The following is a 19,340-nucleotide window of genomic DNA, read 5'->3' as shown; positions in this document are numbered from 1 at the left end:
TTTGATTTTTTTTAAATGACAAACTAGAGCTTAAAAAACTGGATTTCTATAAGTTGAAGTTTAATCTTTGCAAAATTAAATAAAAATCAACAAAAGACTTGTCAAAAAACTATTAATTATAGCACTTAACTAAGATTTGTTTACATTTTAAAAAAACCAAAAAAATCATGCCCATTTCTATTGATTATACAATAAATATAGATTTTTCAGAGGCAAACGTATTAGATTTTGATTAATTTTGGACAAACATTATAGCTTTTAATCCATTATAATCTCAAAATCCGATTTTGAAAAGAGAAATAATCCAAACACTTGATGGTTCAACTACCATTCACATAGCAGAATGGGACGAATGTTATCATTCTAAACATGGTGCCATACAGGAAGCACAGCATGTATTTATTAAAAACGGCCTTTCATTATTTCCAAACAGAAATGTCTCTATTTTGGAAATAGGATTCGGCACAGGTTTAAATGCCTTTATCACTTTGCTGGAGGCCAAAAAAATGCAGCAATCGATTGATTATGTTGGAGTAGAAGCGTATCCCATTTCAGTAGACGAAGTTTTACTGATGAATTATGTTTCAGAATTAAATGCTAGCCAAGAAAGTGCAATTTTCGATAAAATGCACGAAAGCAATTGGGGCGAAAAAGTTGATTTGAGAGATGATTTTTCACTGACTAAAAGAAAACAACTTTTTGAAGAAATTGATGATATTGATCAATTTGATTTAATTTATTTTGATGCTTTTGGATACAGAGTGCAACCTGAATTGTGGAGTACCGCTATTTTTGAGAAGATGTTTAAGGCGCTTAAAGCGAATGGTGTGCTGGTTACGTATGCCGCTAGAGGCGTTGTAAAAAGGAGTATGATTGAAGTAGGCTTTACCGTTGAAAAACTTGCCGGACCGCCTGGGAAAAGAGAAATGTTTCGTGCTAGAAAAAGCTAACACTTATTGTTTAAGTGGTTTGTTTTCAGTGATTTATTTTTTTTGAATCAAAATCCATGAATTAAAAATAAAAAAATTAAAACTACGTTAAATAGTTATGTTGTAATAAAAAATAATGTATTTTTACAACACTTTAGAATCCAAATCTAACTAAAATCAACGTTTACTATGTCAAAAATCATGTATGATTATACAAAATCAATTTTGGAGAGAGTGAGTTTTGATCCATTGCTTTTTTGCAAAGAATTAGAAAAAGCCATCAAAACATTATTACCATACGAAATGGAGCAATTGCGAGAATGGTTATTAAATTTCACAATTGGAAAACCAGAATTAAAACAATGTTTACTAATCGTAAATTCATAAAAAAAAGGAACCGCAAAACGGTTCCTTTTTTTATTTTTTAGGTAGTGAACTTATAATTTGAACATTTTGAAATACTATAGCACCTTTTACAACTCCTGCAATTGTATTTCGAAGCGCATCAATTATCTGTATTTTTAATTCGCTCTTAGGGAAGATGAGGCTGACCTCTCTGGCAGGTTTAGGTTCCTTAAAATGGCGTAGTTTTAATTTGTCGGTTTCTTTCAAATCTAAGGTATGTAAATAGGGAAGTAACGTTGTCCCTAAACCTTCGTCGGCTAATTTTATAAGGGTTTCAAAACTTCCGCTTTCAATTTGAAAACGACTCGTTTCATTTTTACTCACATTTTTGCATAAATTTAAAATCCCGTCTCGAAAACAGTGTCCGTCTTGTAATAGCAAGATTTCATCTAAATTTAAGTCTGAAACTTCTATTTCATCCTTCTGAAAATGATGGTGGCTTTCCGGTATGTACGCTACAAATGGTTCGTAATACAATACAATTTCTTTTATTTTTTCCTCCATCAAAGGAGTGGCTGCAATGGCGGCATCGAGATGACCGTTGTTTAGTTTTGTTATAATTTCTTCCGTATTCAACTCTTCGATTATGAGTTTTACTTTAGGATATTTTTTTATAAAATTATTCAAGAACATTGGCAATAGCGTAGGCATAATGGTTGGGATTATTCCCAATCTGAATTCGCCACCGATAAATCCTTTTTGTTGTTCTACTATGTCTTGAATCCTATCGGCTTCATTGACGATGTTTTTTGCTTGATTTACAATTTTTTGACCAATATCAGTAAGTTGAATCGGTTTTTTGGTTCGGTCAAATATCTGAATACTTAATTCTTCTTCTATTTTCTGAATTTGCATGCTCAATGTTGGTTGAGTAACAAAACATTTTTCGGCAGCTAGAGTGAAATTTTTATGTTCTGCTACTGCAAGAACATATTTTAATTGAGTGATCGTCATCTTTTATAGTAATATCTGATGCAAATATAAAAACAATCAATTTAACTTATAGTGTAAAGAAATGTTTTCTTATCTAAATTTACTGAAAATAAAAACATGAAAACAAATATTTTAGGATTGCCGGTAAAAGAATCAGAACTGATAGTTGGTCAATTGAATGTTTTGTTGTCTAATTTTCAGGTTTATTATCAAAATCTAAGAGGAATTCATTGGAATATTAGAGGGAAACGCTTTTTTGATTTACATGTAAAATTTGAAGAGTTATATACGGATGCCCAAATAAAAATTGATTTAATTGCCGAAAGAGTTCTTACTGTTGGCGGAACACCACTGCATACTTTTGAGGATTACATAAATAATAATCAGCTAGTTGTAGGTAAAAATATTTCAAATGATGAAAAAGCAGTGCATTTAATTGTTACTTCATTGTCCCATTTGTTAAAAATAGAAAGAGAGATTCTTAACAAAGCAGGAGAAATAAATGATGAAGGAACAAATTCTATGATGAGCGATTTTATATCAGAACAAGAGAAGACCATCTGGATGATGCAAGCTTGGTTAGAAGAAAGTTTGTAGTTTTATAAGAATTTAAAAAAAATGGAATGGATTTAGTGTTTTTCACTTTTATTTAATGTTAATTTTTTTTTAAATTTAGAAAAACGATTGCTTATTTAATAAACTTAATTCTATTTTTGCGCAAATGAAAATGATATCTAAAATATTTTTAATTCTATTTATCACTTTTCTCATCACTCCAACAATAGTTACTGTGATTGAGAAAAGTGCAGATATTTCCATTTTCTATAGTGTTTCCGAAGAAGAGCATGCGCACAAAGAAATCAAAACCTTTTTTTATTTAGAATCTCCTACTGAAGTTGTTGTTTCATCGAGATTATCATCTAGCGCTATTTTATCTGAGAATTTATCGAAACACGATAATATCACTTCCTCGATATTCATTCCCCCGCCCAACGAAGTTTAATACAGTTTTCGATTTTAATTTTTAAAATCAATTTTCACATACAGCATGTGGAGAAGTTCTTTGTATTCAATTTTTAGTTCGGTATTATGACAAAAAAAATCAATCTTTTTGCTAACCTTAAATCTGATTTTGCATCTGGTTTAGTGGTTTTCTTGGTGGCGCTACCATTGTGTTTAGGTATTGCAATGGCTTCAGGTGCTCCTTTATTTTCAGGAATTATTTCAGGAGTTATCGGAGGAATAGTAGTAGGCTATTTAAGTACGTCTAACATAAGTGTCTCTGGACCTGCTGCGGGTCTGACCGCAATTGTCCTTACTGCAATAACAGATTTAGGTGCTTTTGATATTTTTTTAACTGCCGTTTTTATTGCAGGTCTATTACAATTAATTTTAGGATTTGCCAAAGCAGGAAGTATTTCTAATTATTTTCCAACGAATGTTATTGAAGGAATGTTAGCGGGTATTGGAATTATTATTATTCTGAAACAATTGCCGCACGCATTTGGCTACGATAACGATTTTGAGGGCGATCAAGCATTTTCACAATCAGATGGTAGTAATACCTTTTCTGCGCTGTTTAGTATTTTTGATTACATCCAAATAGGCTCAATTGTTATTACATTGGTATCTATGGCGATTTTGATTTCTTGGGATAAAGTTCCATTTTTGAAAAAATTAAAATTAGTTCCCGGAGCCTTAATTGCTGTTGCTCTAGGTGTTATTTTGAATGAGATTTTCATTGGTACAGGAAGTGCTTTGGCTATTGGAAAAGAGCATTTGGTTTCTTTACCGGTTCCATCATCTTTTGAAGAATTTAAAGCAATTATTGTAACGCCTAATTTATCTGGAGTAACGAATCCAAAGGTTTGGGTTGTAGCATTTACAATTGCTATTGTAGCTTCGATTGAGACGCTTTTAAGTATTGAAGCGGCTGATAGAATGGACGTTCAAAAACGCTATACAGATACTAATATGGAATTGAAAGCGCAAGGAATAGGTAATATGGCGAGTTCACTTTTAGGAGGTTTACCATTGACATCTGTAATTGTGCGTTCCTCAGCAAACAGTAATTCTGGAGCCAAATCTAAAATGTCTACTATTATCCATGGATCATTACTATTAGTGAGTGTACTTGCCGTTCCAGTAATTTTGAACAAAATCCCGTTGGCTACGTTAGCAGCAATCTTAATCTTAGTTGGTTATAAACTGGCTAAACCAGCTACATTCAAGCATTTTTGGGAAAAAGGAAAGTATCAATTTGTGCCTTTTATTGCCACATTATTAGCGGTTGTATTTTTGGATTTGTTGAAAGGTGTTGCTCTTGGGATTTTCATCAGTATTATTTTTGTTTTAAAAGGAAATCTGAAGAGAGCCTACTATTTTAGAAAAGAAGAATATGCAGATGGCGATGTGATTCATATTGATTTGGCTCAGGAAGTTTCTTTCTTGAATAAAGCTGCAATCAAACAGACATTAAACAATATTCCGGAAAATTCTAAGGTAATAATTGATGCAAAAGATACGGTTTATATTGCGCATGATATTTTGGATTTAATCCATGAATTTAAAACGACCAGAGCAGTAGATAATAATATAAAAGTGAAGCTCAAAGGATTTAAAAAAGCCTACCAGTTAGAGAATACTGGAGAGGAAGGAAAACACGTTTTTGTTGAGCATAAATAATAAATAAAAGTTTTAAAAAATGAAGACACTAAATAAAGAATTGCAATCTGCAATTACACCAAGAAAGGCTTTAGAAATATTAAAAGAAGGAAATAACAGATTTGTAAATAATCTAAAAGCGCATAGAGATTTACTCGAACAAGTTAATGATACTCGTGATGGTCAATGGCCTTTTGCAACAATTTTAAGTTGTATTGATAGTAGAACTTCTGCAGAACTCATTTTTGATCAAGGTTTAGGTGATGTTTTTTCGGTAAGAATTGCTGGTAATATTGTAAATACAGATATTCTGGGAAGTATGGAGTTTGCCTGTAAAGTAGCAGGTTCTAAGCTTATTGTTGTTCTTGGACATAGCAAATGTGGTGCTGTAAAAGGTGCTTGCGACCATGTAGAAATGGGAAATCTTACTGAATTGTTATCAAAAATTCAACCAGCAGTTTATCAAGAAAAGGAAACTTTAACTGAAAGAAATGCTAAAAACCCTTCATTTGTAGAGAATGTTGCTCAAATTAACGTAAAGCGTAGTGTGAAAAACATTATTGAAAGAAGTTTTATTTTGGAGCAAATGGTTGAAAATGGTGAGATAGGAATAATTGGAGCTATGCACAATATAGAAACAGGTGAAGTTGTTTTCTATGATGATGTTCAATACATTAAAGATGATGAAAATCTAGGTTTCACAATAGCGGAATTGAGACATTAATATTTTTTAAATTTCATATATTTGAACTGTATTGTTTAATCTAAACAATTCAAAATTAATCAGATTAACAATCAAAATAATTATGAGCGATTTTTATAAAAAAATATTAGAGAATAATAAAAAATGGGTCGAAACTTCTTTAGCAAGCGACCCAAATTATTTTGAAGATCTTGCCAAAGGTCAAACTCCGCCATTATTATGGATAGGTTGTTCAGACAGCAGAGTTCCTGCCAATGAAATCGTAGGAGCAAAACCAGGTGAAGTTTTTGTACATAGAAACATTGCCAATATGGTGGTGCATAGTGATATGAATATGTTGAGCGTATTGGATTACGCCGTGAATGTCTTGAAAGTAAAACATGTGCTGGTATGTGGCCACTATGGTTGTGGAGGTGTCAAGGCAGCAATGGGGAATGATTCTATTGGAATTATTGATAACTGGATTCGCCATATAAAAGACGTATATCGTTTGCATCAATCATATTTGGATTCTATCGAAGATGAAACGGAGCGTTTTAATACTTTTGTAGAACTAAATGTAAAAGAGCAGGTTTTTGACTTAGCCAAAACATCAATTGTACAGTCCGCATGGAAGAACGGTCAGGATTTAACCTTACACGGATGGGCTTACGGACTTAATTCCGGTTTTGTAACGGATTTAGATGTTAACATCAGTTCCGATAAAGATTTGGACGAAGTATACCAATTGAAATTCTAATAAAAAAAGCCGCGTTTAGCGGCTTTTTTTATTCGTTATCCAGATCCAGATTTTCATTAAAAGCAGATGGCAATAGAGTAGGTATGAATTTGATTAAAATAGGCAACAATAAACTACCTCCTGGAAGTAAAAATATGGTCAACGAAGGAACGGTTTTACAAATTTCCAACAGTTGTTTTTTGACTTTTTTCTTTTCTTTTTCGTCCAAATCTCTTCGAGTAGAATAGGCTAATAATACCATTAACTCCTTGCTTTGCACAATTTCCTTTATCAATCTGTTTTTATTACGGCTTATGAGCGTAACAACACTTTGAGTCGTTTGATCGTAAAAATGCTTGACAGGATTTGAATAGTTGAAATACGGTATTTCTTTTTTATATTTCGTTATAAATGCATCAGTGCTCTCTATGCTTTGCTTTACAAAATCATCTGAAACCGATACTGTTTCAGCCAATGAATGCAAAAAGTAAGCCTCGTTATTCTCTATTTTGCCATCACTCCATAAAGCCATTCCGGCAATATCTATCAAATAATATTGTTCTAATTCATTCGTAAAATAATCCAATTGCAGCGTTTCCAGACTTTGTACAGAGATTCGGGAAAATTTACTGTAGCGTATGGAAGCTTCAAAAAGTTTTATCAATAAATCATCGTATTGTGATTTTTTAGATTTAATTTTTAAAGCGAGTGTCACAATATTTACAATTGTCTCTTCAATCTTCTTTAGGTATTTTTCCGGAATTTCGCCATGTATTAAGTATTGGCGAAAAGCCAAAACATCTATAAAAAGTAACGCATTGGTTACCAGATGGGAGAAATTTTTACTGATGATACTATCGTTCGTTTGGACACGCTCATCAATTATTTTTTCCAGCGTTAAGGAAAGGGAATTTTTTGGTAGTATTTTTTTAAACAAATTGAAACCTTGTGGATTCATTTGATTGTAAAACGTAACTGTTTGTTTAATGAAATTCTCGGAACTGATTTCGTCATTGGTCAAGCAAAAAACACCGTATAAAGTATTTAATAGTGCAACTTTAGAAATCTCTTCTTTAAACCAACCTTTGGTTTCTATTGTATTTACGGTATCAAATGTGATTATATGGCCATAAATAAATCCTGTTTCTCTAACTTTTTGATAAAATGTATCCGTAGTTTTAGAAACCGTTTTCTCTGAAATTTTTTGTTCAATAAAAAATTTATCTATCCAACCTGATGCCGAAGGGTTAATCATTGCTTTAATTTGAAGGTACAAAGCTATACTTTTTTGCGGTAGTTTTAACGGTGCTTTTTAGTTTAACACAGATACTACAATTAATTAGTATTGTTTTTTTAGTTTTAAACAAGATAAATTTAATTGTTATAATTTTTGATGAAAAACACTCATAATCAAGCCGTATTTCCATTGCAATGATTGACAATGGATATTAATAAAAATAGGATTTTGATACAAGAGGTGTCTATATAATAAGAAGCCCTGAATTAGTATTAAAACAGGGCTTCTATTGGTATTTAAGAATTGAATAAAGCTTCAGCGGCATCCCAATTAACTACATTCCAAAAAGAAGCAATATAATCAGCTCTGCGGTTTTGATTTTTTAGATAATATGCATGTTCCCAAACGTCTAAAGCTAAAACAGGTTTCCCTTTTAATCCTTTGCCACGCAAACTCATCAATGGATTGTCTTGATTTGGTGTTGAACCGATAACTAATTTGCCATCTTGAACTACCAGCCATGCCCAACCGGAACCAAATCGTTTCATGGAAGCATCACTGAATTGTTTTTTAAATTCATCAAAAGAACCAAAAGTAGCAGTTATAGCGTCGCCTAATTTCCCTTTTGGAGTACCACCGCCATTTGGTTTCATTAAACTCCAAAACAAACTGTGATTGTAATGTCCTCCACCATTATTGCGAATCGCTTCTGGAAATTTCGACATTTTTCCGAATATGCTTTCCAGAGATTTAGATTGTTCAACTAAGTTTTTATCCAAAGTTTCAATCGCCTTGTTCAAGTTTGTCACATAAGCTTGATGGTGTTTGCTGTAGTGAATCTCCATGGTCATTTTATCAATATGAGGCTCTAAAGCATCGTAAGCGTAAGGTAATTTTGGAAGGCTATAGTTTCCTTGAAAATCCAGAGTGTCTAATTCCGATATTTGATTTTCTGATTTTAAAGGGTTTTCAGATGCAAAAGCAGTATTAAATAAGCTAGAACCAATGATTGTTCCTGTCGAAAGTATTGCTGTTTGTTTTAAAAAATTTCTTCGTGTATTATTATTTTCCATAGGTTGAAAATTTATCCTAAAAAGGTTATTAAAGTAGGACATAAATTTAAACATTAAAACATAGGGATGGGTTAATAAAGACTTAAAATTTGGTTAGTTTTTTGTTTACAACATATTTGAAACACCTTAAATGTATAGGAATTATGTAAATATCATTTCAGATTTATATAAAATATCTTTGTAATTTTGGGAACACACTCAAATCGGATAGCCTTAAAAAGGGATTCTGTTTTTTGTAAATAAATGAAAATCAGAATATCTAAATTTTTTCGTTTGAAAGAATATAAAAATATAAAAATGAAACATAAAGAAATAGCCTTGACAAGTTGGAGTTTACTGAAGCGTACCTATCAGGAATTTGATGATGACAATGCCATAAAATTAAGTGCCTCATTGTCCTATTATACGATTTTTTCGTTGCCTCCATTGTTAATTATTATTTTGTCAATTTTCAGCTTTTTCTTTGGAAGAGAAGCGGTCACAGGAAGATTCTTTGGGCAAATTAATGGGATGGTTGGGAATGAAGCTGCAATCCAAATTCAAGAAACAATTAAGAATATTGAATTGTCGGATAGCAATACATTTGCAGCTGTTTTTGGAGGGATTATGTTACTTATAGGTGCATCGGGTGTGTTTGCCGAAATACAAAGTTCCATCAACTTTATCTGGGGTTTAAAAGCAAAGCCCAATAAAGGAGTCATGAAATTTATTAAAAATAGGCTAATGTCATTTTCGATGATTGCTTCTGTTGGTTTTTTACTGATGGTGAGTTTGATGGTTAATACCGTCATGGATGTTATAAACACGCGATTACTTGTTTACTTTCCTGATACTACGGTTTATATATTTTATATTTTCAATGTATTAATTTTATTTGCAACAACTACAATTTTGTTTTCAATTATTTTCAAAACGCTGCCTGATGGAAATATAGACTGGAAAGATGCTTTGATAGGTTCCAGTTTCACTTCGTTTTTCTTTATGTTTGGTAAGTTTGCCATTGGGTTTTATTTAGGAAGTTCAACTGTTGCAACTGTTTACGGAGCAGCGGGTTCCATTATCATCATTTTAATTTGGGTGTATTATTCGGCAATAATCCTATATTTTGGTGCTGAATTCACTAAAGTATATGCTAATGCGCATGGAAATAAAATTATTCCGAATGGGTATGCTGTCGCAATTAAGGTAGAAGTTGTGGAGGTGAAAAAGAGTTAAATTTATATTTCTGATTTTAAGGTTTGAAGGATTTAAAAGATAGTTTTGTAAGACTCTTTTTTTGTATTTTTTTATAAAAAAACGACACATTGGCAATGTTTTTGAACTATAGAAAAAAATATAAAAATCAAAAATGGATCACATGAGAAAAATAATTCTGTCGCTTACGGTTATATGTTTAGCATTTATTTCTTGCAATTCGGTTAAAACAATCACAGGTAAAACAGCTTCACTTGAAGGAACTTGGGAATTGAATTATGTTACAGGAGCAAGAATAGCTTTTAATGGATTGTACCCAAATAAAAAACCAACTATTATCTTTGACTTGAAAGAAAATCGTTTTTCAGGAAATACCAGTTGTAACAATTACACGGGAATATTAAGTGTTAATGGAAATACAATCAGTTTCAAAGAGCCAATGGCGGTAACCAGAATGATGTGTCTTGATGGTCAAGGTGAAAGTGTGTACTTATCAACTTTAGAGAAAATTGATTCTTACTCCATTTCAGAAGATGGAAAAACTTTAAATTTTATCATGGGCGATATCGCTATGATGCGTTTTGAGAAAAAATAAATTCAGAGTTTTAGTTTAACCTGCTTTTCAGAACCTATTAGCATATATTTAATATTGGTTTTTGAAACATTACTGTCAAAACATTAAAAATGAATGTCATGAAAATAAAACGAACAATTTCAGTGATTTTTCTGTCACTTATAATGGCTGCTGGTTACTGCCAGGAAAAAAGTAAGAAACAATTAAGAGAAGAGCGCAAAATAGAGAAGCAAAAACAAACAGCGGCTTTGGTTGATTCTAAAGAGTTTATTTTTGTTGGGAGAACAGCTTTGCCTCAGGGGTTTAGAACGATGGATTTGACTACGAATCCTAATTATGTACAATTTCGTCCTGATAATATTAAGAGCGAAATGCCTTTTTTTGGCAGAGCATTTAGTGGAGTTGGTTATGGAAGTGATGTAGGATTACATTTTGAAGGAACGCCTAAAGAATTTAGCGTCGAGAAAGGTAAAAAATCCTATCAGATAAAAGTAGTTGTCAGAGGAGAGAAGGATACCTATACGTTGTTGCTTTCTGTTTTCTTTGAGGGCAGTGCAACACTTTCCATTAGTTCCAATAACCGTAGTACGATTTCATATAATGGCGATATTACAGCAATTGAGAAAATAGAAGCGAAGTAGTTTAACTACGGAAGAAATAAAAAAAAACCGTCTTGTTTTCAGGAACAAGGCGGTTTTTTTAACAAATAAAATTACTAAAAACTATCTTCTAATTAAAAACAATATTCATTTTCAGCCACTAATTTTGAAGTGATTATTTCTCTTAATCCTACAATATTTGGCATGTTTGTGTATTTTGTAAAACGACGTAATCCCATTAACATCATGCGTTGTTCATCACCTTCAGCAAAAGAGATTACACTTTCTTTTCCTTTTTGAGTAACGATATCTACCGCTTTGTATAAGTATAATTTTGCCATTGCAATTTGCTCTTGCACTTTGGCTTCGCCTTCTTTTTTGGCTAATTTTTCGGTTCTAAGAATAGTACTTTCAGCCATATAGATTTCAATCAAAATATCAGAAGCTGCCATCAATAATTGTTGGTGTGAATCTAAATCCGGACCGTATTTTTGAACAGCACCACCAGCAACCATTAAGAATGCTTTTTTCAATTTGCCAATCATTTCTTTTTCTTCTGCAAATAACTCAGAATAATCAGGAGTTTCAAATGATGGAATTCCCATTAATTCTTCTTGTACTTTTGATGCAGGTCCAAGTAAATCAACATGTCCTTTCATTGCTTTTTTAATCAACATTCCTACAGAAAGCATTCTATTGATTTCATTTGTTCCTTCGTAAATACGAGCAATTCTGGCATCTCTCCAAGCACTTTCCATCGGTGTGTCTTCAGAGAATCCCATTCCACCAAAGATTTGAATTCCTTCATCAGCACAGTTTTGAATGTCTTCAGAAACTGCCACTTTAAGGATAGAACATTCAATAGCATATTCTTCAACTCCTTTTAGTTCTGCTTCTTGATGAGAAGATCCTTCTCCTTCGCGAGCTATGATTCTATCTTCAATATCTTTTGCAGCTCTGTATGAAGCACTTTCTCCTGCATAACAGCTTGTTGCCATTTCTGCTAATTTTGCACGAATAGCACCAAACTGAGCAATTGGAGTGTTGAATTGGATTCTTTCATTAGCATATTGTACAGAACTTGCAATCACTCTTCTTTGAGCGTCTAAGCAAGCTGCTGCCAATTTGATACGACCTACGTTCAAAGCATTCATTGCAATTTTGAAACCGTTTCCTCTTTCAGAAAGCATGTTTTCAACAGGAACTTTCGTTTCACTGAAGAAAACCTGACGCGTAGAAGATGCACGAATCCCTAATTTATGCTCTTCTTCGCCCATAGAAATTCCGTTATTAGCGGTGTTTTCTAAGATGAAACCAGTAATATTTTTATCATCACCAATACGTGCAAAAACGATAAATACAGAGCAAAATCCTGCATTCGAAATCCACATTTTTTGTCCTGTGATTTTATAATGCGTTCCATCTTCAGATAAAACTGCTTTTGTTTTTCCAGAATTAGCATCAGATCCTGCGCCTGGTTCTGTCAAACAATAGGCACCAAACCATTCGCCAGAAGCTAATTTAGGAACGTATTTTTGTTTTTGTTCTTCTGTTCCGTACAAAGTGATTGGCATTGTTCCAATTCCGGTATGTGCTCCAAAAGCAGTTGAGAAGGATCCCGTTGCTCCCGAAATATAATCACAAACAAGCATTGTGGAAACAAATCCCATTCCTAATCCACCGTAAGCTTCAGGAACTGCAACTCCAAGAAGTCCAAGTTCACCAGCTTTACGCATACTTTCCTCTGTAAATGCATAATCTTTACTTTCAAAACGATTTTTATTTGGCCAAATTTCTTTGTCCACAAACTCTTTTACAGAGTCACGCATCATTAATTGCTCTTCCGAAAAATCTTCTGGAGTGAAGATATCTTCGCATTTTGTTTCTTTTACCAGGAATTGACCTCCTCTAGTTTTGTCGCTCATTTTTTTTGTTTTTAGATAAAAGATGAAAGAATCAAGAAGAAAGATTATTGTCTAACTTATTTATGAAACCTGTTGTCATCTTTTGAAATTCAATTATTTTATTTTCTATTTCGTCTGTTTTTTCTTTCGATAAATAATCATTTTGACTAGCAATTAGCAATTGAGTTTGTAATTCAAATGATGAACCTAAACTGATATTTAAATAATGCTGAAAATGTTTATCCCCTCTATTCGAACCTTCTGCAATATTTGATGGCATTGAAACTGAACATCTATTCATTTGACTAACTAGACCATATATTTCAGATTTTGGAAATATAGAAGTAAGTTTATAAATATCATTCGTGATATCCATTGCTAAATTCCAAATCTTCAAGTTCTTGAAATTGTGTCTCATTTGCCTTTTTTAATTCTAATTCCTACTAAAATTATATCTTAAAATCTTGCTTCTTGTTTCTTTCTTCCTTTTTTAAATAATTCTAAAGCAACTCGTAAATCCCTGCACTTCCTTGTCCAGTTCCCACACACATGCTTACAATTCCGTATTTGCTTCCTCTGCGTTCCATTTCGTCAAATAGTTGAACAGACAATTTTGCTCCGGTACAACCCAGTGGGTGACCTAATGCAATCGCTCCACCATTGACATTGATGATATCCGGATTTAGGTTTAATTCGCGCGTAACTGCCAATGCTTGTGACGCAAAAGCTTCGTTAAGTTCTATTAAATCAATATCATTCAATGTTAAACCAGCTTGTTTCAATGCTTTTGGAATTGCTTTTACTGGTCCAATTCCCATGATTCTTGGTTCAACTCCTGCCGAAGCGAAGTTTACCAAACGAGCGATAGGAGTAAGGTTCAATTCTTTTACCATTTCTTCACTCATGATTAGAACAAAAGCTGCTCCATCACTCATTTGAGAAGAGTTTCCTGCAGTTACACTTCCATTCGCTTCAAAAACCGGCCTTAAACCTGCTAAAGCTTCTACAGAAGTTCCTGCTCTAGGTCCTTCATCTTTATTTACTACGTATGATTTTGTTTCTTTTTTACCATTTTCATTGATAAACGTTTGTTCTACGGTAATAGGAACAATTTGTTTGTCAAACTTACCTTCGGCTTGCGCTTTAAGGGCTTTCATGTGTGAGTTATAAGCAAACTCATCTTGGTCGGCACGAGATACATTGAATTGTTTGGCAACTGCTTCAGCAGTTAGTCCCATTCCCCAATAGTAATCTTCGTTTCCCGCTTTTGCAACAGCATAATCCGGAGTTGGTTTGTAACCTCCCATCGGAATAAAACTCATGCTTTCGGCACCACCAGCGATGATACAATCCGCCATTCCAGACTGGATTTTGGCTGTTGCCATACCAATTGTTTCTAATCCTGACGCGCAATAACGGTTTACGGTTACACCCGGAACATCTTCGATTTTCAATCCCATCAAAGAGATTAATCGTCCCACGTTTAACCCTTGTTCCGCTTCCGGCATCGCATTTCCTACCATCACGTCATCAATACGTTTTTTGTCGAAATCAGGCAACTCATTCATCATAAATTGAATCGTTTCTGCTGCCAATTCATCAGGACGTTTAAATCTGAACACACCTTTTGGGGCTTTCCCCACGGCGGTTCTGTATGCTTTAACTATATAGGCTGTTTTCATGACTATTATTTTGAATTTTGAATTGTAAATTTTAAATGAAGCTCATTCATAATTTATAATTCATAATTTATAATTAAAAATTAATTTCTTAGAGGTTTCCCTTTGGTTAACATAAATTGGATTCTCTCCAATGTTTTTCTTTCGGTACAAAGCGATAAGAAAGCTTCACGTTCCAAATCCAATAAATATTGTTCGGTTACTAAAGTTGGTTCTGATAAATCACCACCAGCCATAACATACGCTAGTTTGTTAGCGATTTTTTTGTCGTGTTCAGAGATGTATTTTCCGGCTTCCATTTGGTCCGTTCCTACTAAGAACATTCCAAGAGCTTGTTTTCCAAGAACTTTCACATCGCTTCTGCGAATCGGTTGTGTGTAACCGGCTTCGGCCATTAGTAAAGCGTGTTTCTTCGCTTCCGCAATTTGACGGTCTTTGTTCACTACAATAATATCTTTTCCGTGTTGTAAAAGTCCGGTATCAAAAGCTTCATAACCAGAAGTAGATACTTTTGCCATAGCAATAGTCAAGAAATATTCTTGCAATACGTTCAACTCCACATCATTTTTATGGAATAAATCCGCTGCACGCAATGCCATTTCTTTCGATCCGCCACCGCCAGGAATTACTCCAACACCAAATTCCACTAATCCCATATACGTTTCTGCTGCAGCAACAACTTTGTCGGCATGCAAACTCATTTCGCAACCACCGCCAAAAGTCATTCCGTGTGGCGCAACGACTACTGGAATTCCAGAGTAACGTACACGCATCATCGTGTCTTGGAACATTTTGATGGCCATATTCAACTCATCATATTCTTGTTCGACTGCCATCATGAAAATCATTCCGATATTGGCCCCAACAGAGAAATTCGCTGCTTGATTTCCAATAACTAGGCCTTGGTATTCTTTTTCAGATAAATCAATCGCTTTATTGATAGCGGCCAAAACATCACCACCAATCGTATTCATTTTAGATTGGAATTCTAAATTCAAAATTCCGTCTCCTAAATCTTGTATAATCGCACCGCTATTGCTCCATACTTTTTTGCTTTCGCGAATGTTGTTCAGGATAATAAAGGCATCCTGACCCGGAACTTTAGTTTGTGATTTTGTTGGAATATTGTAGAAAAAAGTTGCTCCTTCTTTAATAGTATAAAAACTAGAACTTCCAGAAGCCAACATATCAGTTACCCAAGCAGCTGGTTCAAGACCTTCCGCTTTCATGATTTCAATTCCTTTTGCAACACCAATGGCATCCCAAATTTCGAAAGGACCATTTTCCCATCCGAAACCGGCTTTCATAGCATCGTCAATCTTGTATAATTCGTCTGAGATTTCAGGAATTCTGTTTGAAACGTAAGCAAACATTCCTGCAAAGCTTTTTCTGTAGAATTCTCCTGCTTTGTCTTTTCCTTTTACCAAAACTTTAAAACGGTCAATTGGTTTATCAATCGTTTTTGTCAATTCCAAAGTTGCAAAAGAAGCTCTTTTAGCCGGACGGTATTCTAAAGTATCTAAGTCCAAAGACAAAATATCTTTGTCTACTTTTTTATAAAATCCTTGACCAGTTTTACTTCCCAACCATTTGTTTTCCATCATTTTGTTGACGAATTCCGGAAGTTTAAACAACTCGTGTTGCTCGTCATTTGGGCAGTTTTCATAGATTCCATTGGCAACGTGTACTAAAGTATCTAATCCAACAACGTCAACTGTTCTGAAAGTCGCTGATTTTGGTCTTCCAATAACCGGACCGGTCAATTTATCCACTTCTTCAATTGTCAATCCCATTTCTTTTACCAAATGAAACAAACTTTGAATTCCGTAAATCCCGATTCGGTTTCCAATAAATGCGGGAGTATCTTTGGCAACGACCGAAGTTTTACCCAAAAACTTAGAACCATAATCAGTAAGGAAATCCAAAACTTCAGTTGCTGTTTGTGGACCAGGAATGATTTCGAATAATTTTAAATAACGCGCAGGGTTAAAAAAGTGAGTTCCACAGAAATGCTTTTGGAAATCGTCGCTTCGTCCTTCACTCATAAAGTGAATCGGAATTCCCGATGTGTTTGAAGTTACCAAAGTTCCCGGTTTTCTAAATTTTTCAATTTGCTCAAAAACCATTTTTTTGATGTCCAAACGTTCCACCACAACTTCAATAATCCAATCTACATTGGCAATTTTTGCCATATCATCAGTAGTATTTCCCGTAGTGATTCTGCTGGCAAATTTCTGATTGTAAATAGGGGATGGTTTCGATTTTAATGAATTGACCAAATGCTCGTTCACCAATCGGTTTCTTACAATTTTGCTTTCTAAAGTGAGGCCTTTTTTAGCTTCTGCTTCAGTAAGTTCTCTTGGAACAATGTCCAACAGTAACACTTCAACTCCAATGTTGGCAAAATGGCAGGCAATTCCTGAACCCATAATTCCGGATCCTATTACTGCAACTTTTTTAATTGTGCGCTTCATACTTCGTTTGTATTTGTTTTTTCAGTTTGCTCCGCCAGTTCGCTGGCGTTCGTGTGATTAAATATATTTTTGTCTAGAATTAATTCGTTGATGGTTTCGGCCACTTCAATAAAATGTTGCAGCTTCTCCTCAGAGATGTGTTGTTTTACGGTTTCATTGAATTTCAGCACCGTATTCTTAGATAATTCTCTTTTTTCTTTACCAAAATCAGTCAGGTAAATCAATACGCCACGGCCATCTTCAGGATTTTTCTTTCGGATGATTAATCCTTTTTCCTCCATAGATTTTAAGGTTCTGGTCAAGCTGGTGGCTTCCATTCCCATTTTTGGCCCCAAAGAAGTGGATGGCGTCCCACCTTCTTTGTCAATACTCAACAAAGCAAAACCTGTGGCCATGCTCGCATCATATTTAGAAGCTTCTTCGTTATACATTCTGGCTACTGCTTGCCAGGTGGCACGTAAAATATAATCTATTGTTTTATCTTTCATAAGTAACTATATCGATTTCAAATATAATAAAAAAAATACTATGCATGCATAATATATTGAAATTTTTTTTTGTGATTTTTTATTTAAACTAAAAAACTCCTCATAAAATGAGGAGTTTACTGGTGTGTTTTTATATTTTATTTTAGTTTCCCATTAACCAGAGCAATTACTGCGCCTACTAATGCGGCCATAACAACAGTGATTGCAACATCTAACCCCATAGTTTGATAATTGATTTCAGCTGTCATAGAATTCATAAAGAAATTACTGTATAGGGACATGAATAACCCAATAACGGCTCCGGCTTTTAAACCTGTCGCTACATTCGAAATTCCTGCCCATTTCGTAAAAATGTAAGAGACGAAAAATCCAAAAGTCATGCATCCTAAAAATATGAATAGCATGTTTTCATTTCCATTAGTAGGGAATGAGTTTTTAAATAGAATTCCGTAAAACAACCATCCTAATAGAAATTCGACGATACCACCTACAATGCCCGAAACTAAAAAGTTTTTTACATTCATAATGTTTGGTTTTATTGGTTAATACAATAAAGGTATTAAAAAATAACAAAACAACAGATAAAGTGTTAAAAAACAATTGAATATGAAATGACTGGTTGTATTTTTGTTTTAGATTTTAAAAAAAAACTCATCAGCAATTGATGAGTTTGTATTATTTTGAATAAAGTCTATCCTTTTTTAAACTCCCCGCTATCCACATCTTTCAAGAACTTGATTACACCTGGAAAATAAGTTTTTGGGTCATCGTATTGCGAAAGATGACTTCCGTTAGGGCAAAACAAGAAATGCCCGTTTTGAACTTCGTTGGCAATCCATTTCATGTGTTCGGGATCCATCGTGTCGTATTTTGAACCAATACTCAAGGTAGGAACCGTCAGGGTTTTTAGTCTGGCTTTGACATCCCAATTTTTAAGTGTAGCGTTTCCGGTGATGCCAAATTCACTATGGCCTTGCATATACACATATACATTTGGGTTAATGTGCTTGAAACATCTGTTGATGGATTCCGGCCATTTCTCCAGTGGCATTCTCAAAATATGTTCAGTGTAGTAATGTTTGAAAAGTAATTCACTGTATTTTGGATTATCAAAATCATTATTGTTCTCAATATCCTGCAATTGTTTTAGGATTTTAGGGTCCATTTGCGGTGCCAGCACGTCTTTTGCGTAAGCGTTATATTCTGCTGCACTCGCCATCATATTGGAGATAATTAAGCCTTTCAGGTTTTTTTGGTATTTCAAAGCGTATTCCATTGCTAGGATTCCGCCCCAAGATTGTCCCATCAGGTAAAAGTTAGAACTGTCTAAGCCTAATGCGATACGTACTTGCTCCACTTCCTCCACAAAACGTTCATTGGTCCACAAACTATTGTCATTGGGTTGGTCGCTGTAATACGAACCCAACTGGTCATAATAGATGTATTCAATGCTTTCGTTAGGGAAATAGCCGTCAAAAGATTCGTATAATTCATGCGTCAGTCCCGGCCCACCGTGTAAGAGCAACACTTTTATTTTTGGATTGTTGCCTACTCGTTTTGTCCAAACGTTAAAGGTGCCTTTTGGTGTTTTAATCGGAATCATTTTGATACCGCCAGTCAGCTGGTCGTCCCGTTTGGAAAAGTCTAAATAATTTGCTTTTATGGAATCTTCTTTTGGTTTTTCTTGACAATTAGAAAAAAAGAACACACTTATAACGGAGCAAATTAAGACTTTTAGTTTCATAATGGAGCGGTTTTTATCAAAG

The 19,340-nt window shown here is 34.1% G+C and carries 20 protein-coding genes; 10 read left to right on the top strand and 10 right to left on the bottom strand.

Translation table 11 applies throughout. From position 1 onward, the window contains the following. Positions 1-287 precede the first annotated feature (287 nt). On the top strand, positions 288-950 hold the full coding sequence (mnmD, locus tag C8C87_RS09745; RefSeq protein ID WP_121342467.1) for a tRNA (5-methylaminomethyl-2-thiouridine)(34)-methyltransferase MnmD: 663 nt from the start codon (positions 288-290) through the stop codon (positions 948-950). A 168-nt stretch (positions 951-1,118) separates the two neighbouring features. Next, positions 1,119-1,316, top strand: coding sequence for a hypothetical protein (locus tag C8C87_RS09740; protein ID WP_099716298.1), 198 nt, complete (start codon positions 1,119-1,121; stop codon positions 1,314-1,316). A gap of 30 nt (positions 1,317-1,346) precedes the next feature. Here C8C87_RS09740 and C8C87_RS09735 read toward each other — a convergent pair whose 3' ends face one another. After that, a complete protein-coding gene (locus tag C8C87_RS09735) occupies positions 1,347-2,288 on the bottom strand; it encodes a LysR substrate-binding domain-containing protein (protein ID WP_121342466.1) in 942 nt (313 codons plus the stop codon). 96 nt (positions 2,289-2,384) lie between these two features. Here C8C87_RS09735 and C8C87_RS09730 point away from each other — a divergent pair, with 96 nt between their 5' ends. From C8C87_RS09730 to can, 5 genes are all read left to right on the top strand, one after another. Beyond that, on the top strand, positions 2,385-2,864 hold the full coding sequence (locus C8C87_RS09730; protein WP_099714864.1) for a Dps family protein: 480 nt from the start codon (positions 2,385-2,387) through the stop codon (positions 2,862-2,864). Positions 2,865-2,988: 124 nt separating this feature from the next. Next, positions 2,989-3,270 carry a hypothetical protein gene (locus C8C87_RS09725; RefSeq protein WP_121342465.1) on the top strand — a complete coding sequence of 94 codons (282 nt, stop codon included), beginning with the start codon at positions 2,989-2,991 and terminating at the stop codon, positions 3,268-3,270. Between the two features lie 86 nt (positions 3,271-3,356). Continuing rightward, positions 3,357-4,952, top strand: coding sequence for a SulP family inorganic anion transporter (locus C8C87_RS09720; RefSeq protein ID WP_121342464.1), 1,596 nt, complete (start codon positions 3,357-3,359; stop codon positions 4,950-4,952). Positions 4,953-4,971: 19 nt separating this feature from the next. Continuing rightward, positions 4,972-5,655, top strand: coding sequence for a carbonic anhydrase family protein (locus tag C8C87_RS09715; protein WP_099714866.1), 684 nt, complete (start codon positions 4,972-4,974; stop codon positions 5,653-5,655). A gap of 82 nt (positions 5,656-5,737) precedes the next feature. Then, entirely contained in the window at positions 5,738-6,373 is a 636-nt protein-coding gene (gene can, locus C8C87_RS09710; RefSeq protein WP_121343343.1) for a carbonate dehydratase, read from the top strand. 28 nt (positions 6,374-6,401) lie between these two features. Here the strand turns inward: can and C8C87_RS09705 are convergent, their stop codons facing one another. After that, positions 6,402-7,607 (bottom strand): LETM1-related biofilm-associated protein, encoded by a 1,206-nt coding sequence (locus C8C87_RS09705; protein ID WP_121342463.1) that lies wholly within the window; start codon positions 7,605-7,607, stop codon positions 6,402-6,404. Between the two features lie 278 nt (positions 7,608-7,885). Then, positions 7,886-8,515 (bottom strand): superoxide dismutase, encoded by a 630-nt coding sequence (locus tag C8C87_RS09700; RefSeq protein ID WP_233550060.1) that lies wholly within the window; start codon positions 8,513-8,515, stop codon positions 7,886-7,888. 444 nt (positions 8,516-8,959) lie between these two features. Here C8C87_RS09700 and C8C87_RS09695 point away from each other — a divergent pair, with 444 nt between their 5' ends. The 3 genes from C8C87_RS09695 to C8C87_RS09685 all read left to right on the top strand — a co-directional run bounded on the left by C8C87_RS09695 (position 8,960) and on the right by C8C87_RS09685 (position 11,071). Then, entirely contained in the window at positions 8,960-9,877 is a 918-nt protein-coding gene (locus C8C87_RS09695) for a YihY/virulence factor BrkB family protein (protein ID WP_099716301.1), read from the top strand. Positions 9,878-10,019: 142 nt separating this feature from the next. Further along, positions 10,020-10,451: an META domain-containing protein gene (locus C8C87_RS09690; RefSeq protein WP_121343342.1), complete on the top strand. Its 432-nt coding sequence runs from the start codon at positions 10,020-10,022 to the stop codon at positions 10,449-10,451. Positions 10,452-10,549: 98 nt separating this feature from the next. Further along, positions 10,550-11,071: a DUF4251 domain-containing protein gene (locus C8C87_RS09685; RefSeq protein ID WP_158589741.1), complete on the top strand. Its 522-nt coding sequence runs from the start codon at positions 10,550-10,552 to the stop codon at positions 11,069-11,071. 92 nt (positions 11,072-11,163) lie between these two features. Here C8C87_RS09685 and C8C87_RS09680 read toward each other — a convergent pair whose 3' ends face one another. The 7 genes from C8C87_RS09680 to C8C87_RS09650 all read right to left on the bottom strand — a co-directional run bounded on the left by C8C87_RS09680 (position 11,164) and on the right by C8C87_RS09650 (position 19,318). Beyond that, positions 11,164-12,954, bottom strand: a complete 1,791-nt coding sequence (locus C8C87_RS09680) for an acyl-CoA dehydrogenase family protein (RefSeq protein WP_121342460.1) — start codon at positions 12,952-12,954, stop codon at positions 11,164-11,166. 31 nt (positions 12,955-12,985) lie between these two features. Then, positions 12,986-13,351 (bottom strand): four helix bundle protein, encoded by a 366-nt coding sequence (locus C8C87_RS09675; protein WP_099714876.1) that lies wholly within the window; start codon positions 13,349-13,351, stop codon positions 12,986-12,988. Between the two features lie 82 nt (positions 13,352-13,433). Further along, complete coding sequence (locus C8C87_RS09670) at positions 13,434-14,615, bottom strand: acetyl-CoA C-acyltransferase (protein ID WP_099714878.1); 1,182 nt, start codon at positions 14,613-14,615, stop codon at positions 13,434-13,436. A gap of 80 nt (positions 14,616-14,695) precedes the next feature. Next, positions 14,696-17,086: a 3-hydroxyacyl-CoA dehydrogenase/enoyl-CoA hydratase family protein gene (locus C8C87_RS09665; protein ID WP_121342459.1), complete on the bottom strand. Its 2,391-nt coding sequence runs from the start codon at positions 17,084-17,086 to the stop codon at positions 14,696-14,698. Next, the gene (locus tag C8C87_RS09660; protein ID WP_099714882.1) at positions 17,083-17,574 is read right to left on the bottom strand and encodes a MarR family winged helix-turn-helix transcriptional regulator; all 492 of its coding nucleotides are present in this window, start codon (positions 17,572-17,574) and stop codon (positions 17,083-17,085) included. Before C8C87_RS09660 ends, C8C87_RS09665 begins: the two co-directional genes overlap by 4 nt. Before the next feature lie 137 nt (positions 17,575-17,711). Further along, the gene (locus C8C87_RS09655; protein WP_121342458.1) at positions 17,712-18,098 is read right to left on the bottom strand and encodes a hypothetical protein; all 387 of its coding nucleotides are present in this window, start codon (positions 18,096-18,098) and stop codon (positions 17,712-17,714) included. A 167-nt stretch (positions 18,099-18,265) separates the two neighbouring features. Beyond that, positions 18,266-19,318 carry a proline iminopeptidase-family hydrolase gene (locus tag C8C87_RS09650; protein ID WP_121342457.1) on the bottom strand — a complete coding sequence of 351 codons (1,053 nt, stop codon included), beginning with the start codon at positions 19,316-19,318 and terminating at the stop codon, positions 18,266-18,268. Positions 19,319-19,340 lie beyond the last annotated feature (22 nt).

The organism is Flavobacterium sp. 120 (assembly GCF_003633605.1).
GTDB classification, from domain to species: Bacteria; Bacteroidota; Bacteroidia; order Flavobacteriales; family Flavobacteriaceae; genus Flavobacterium; species Flavobacterium algoritolerans.
Note: the sequence above shows the minus strand (reverse complement) of the source record. Positions and strands in the feature narration are given on the sequence as shown.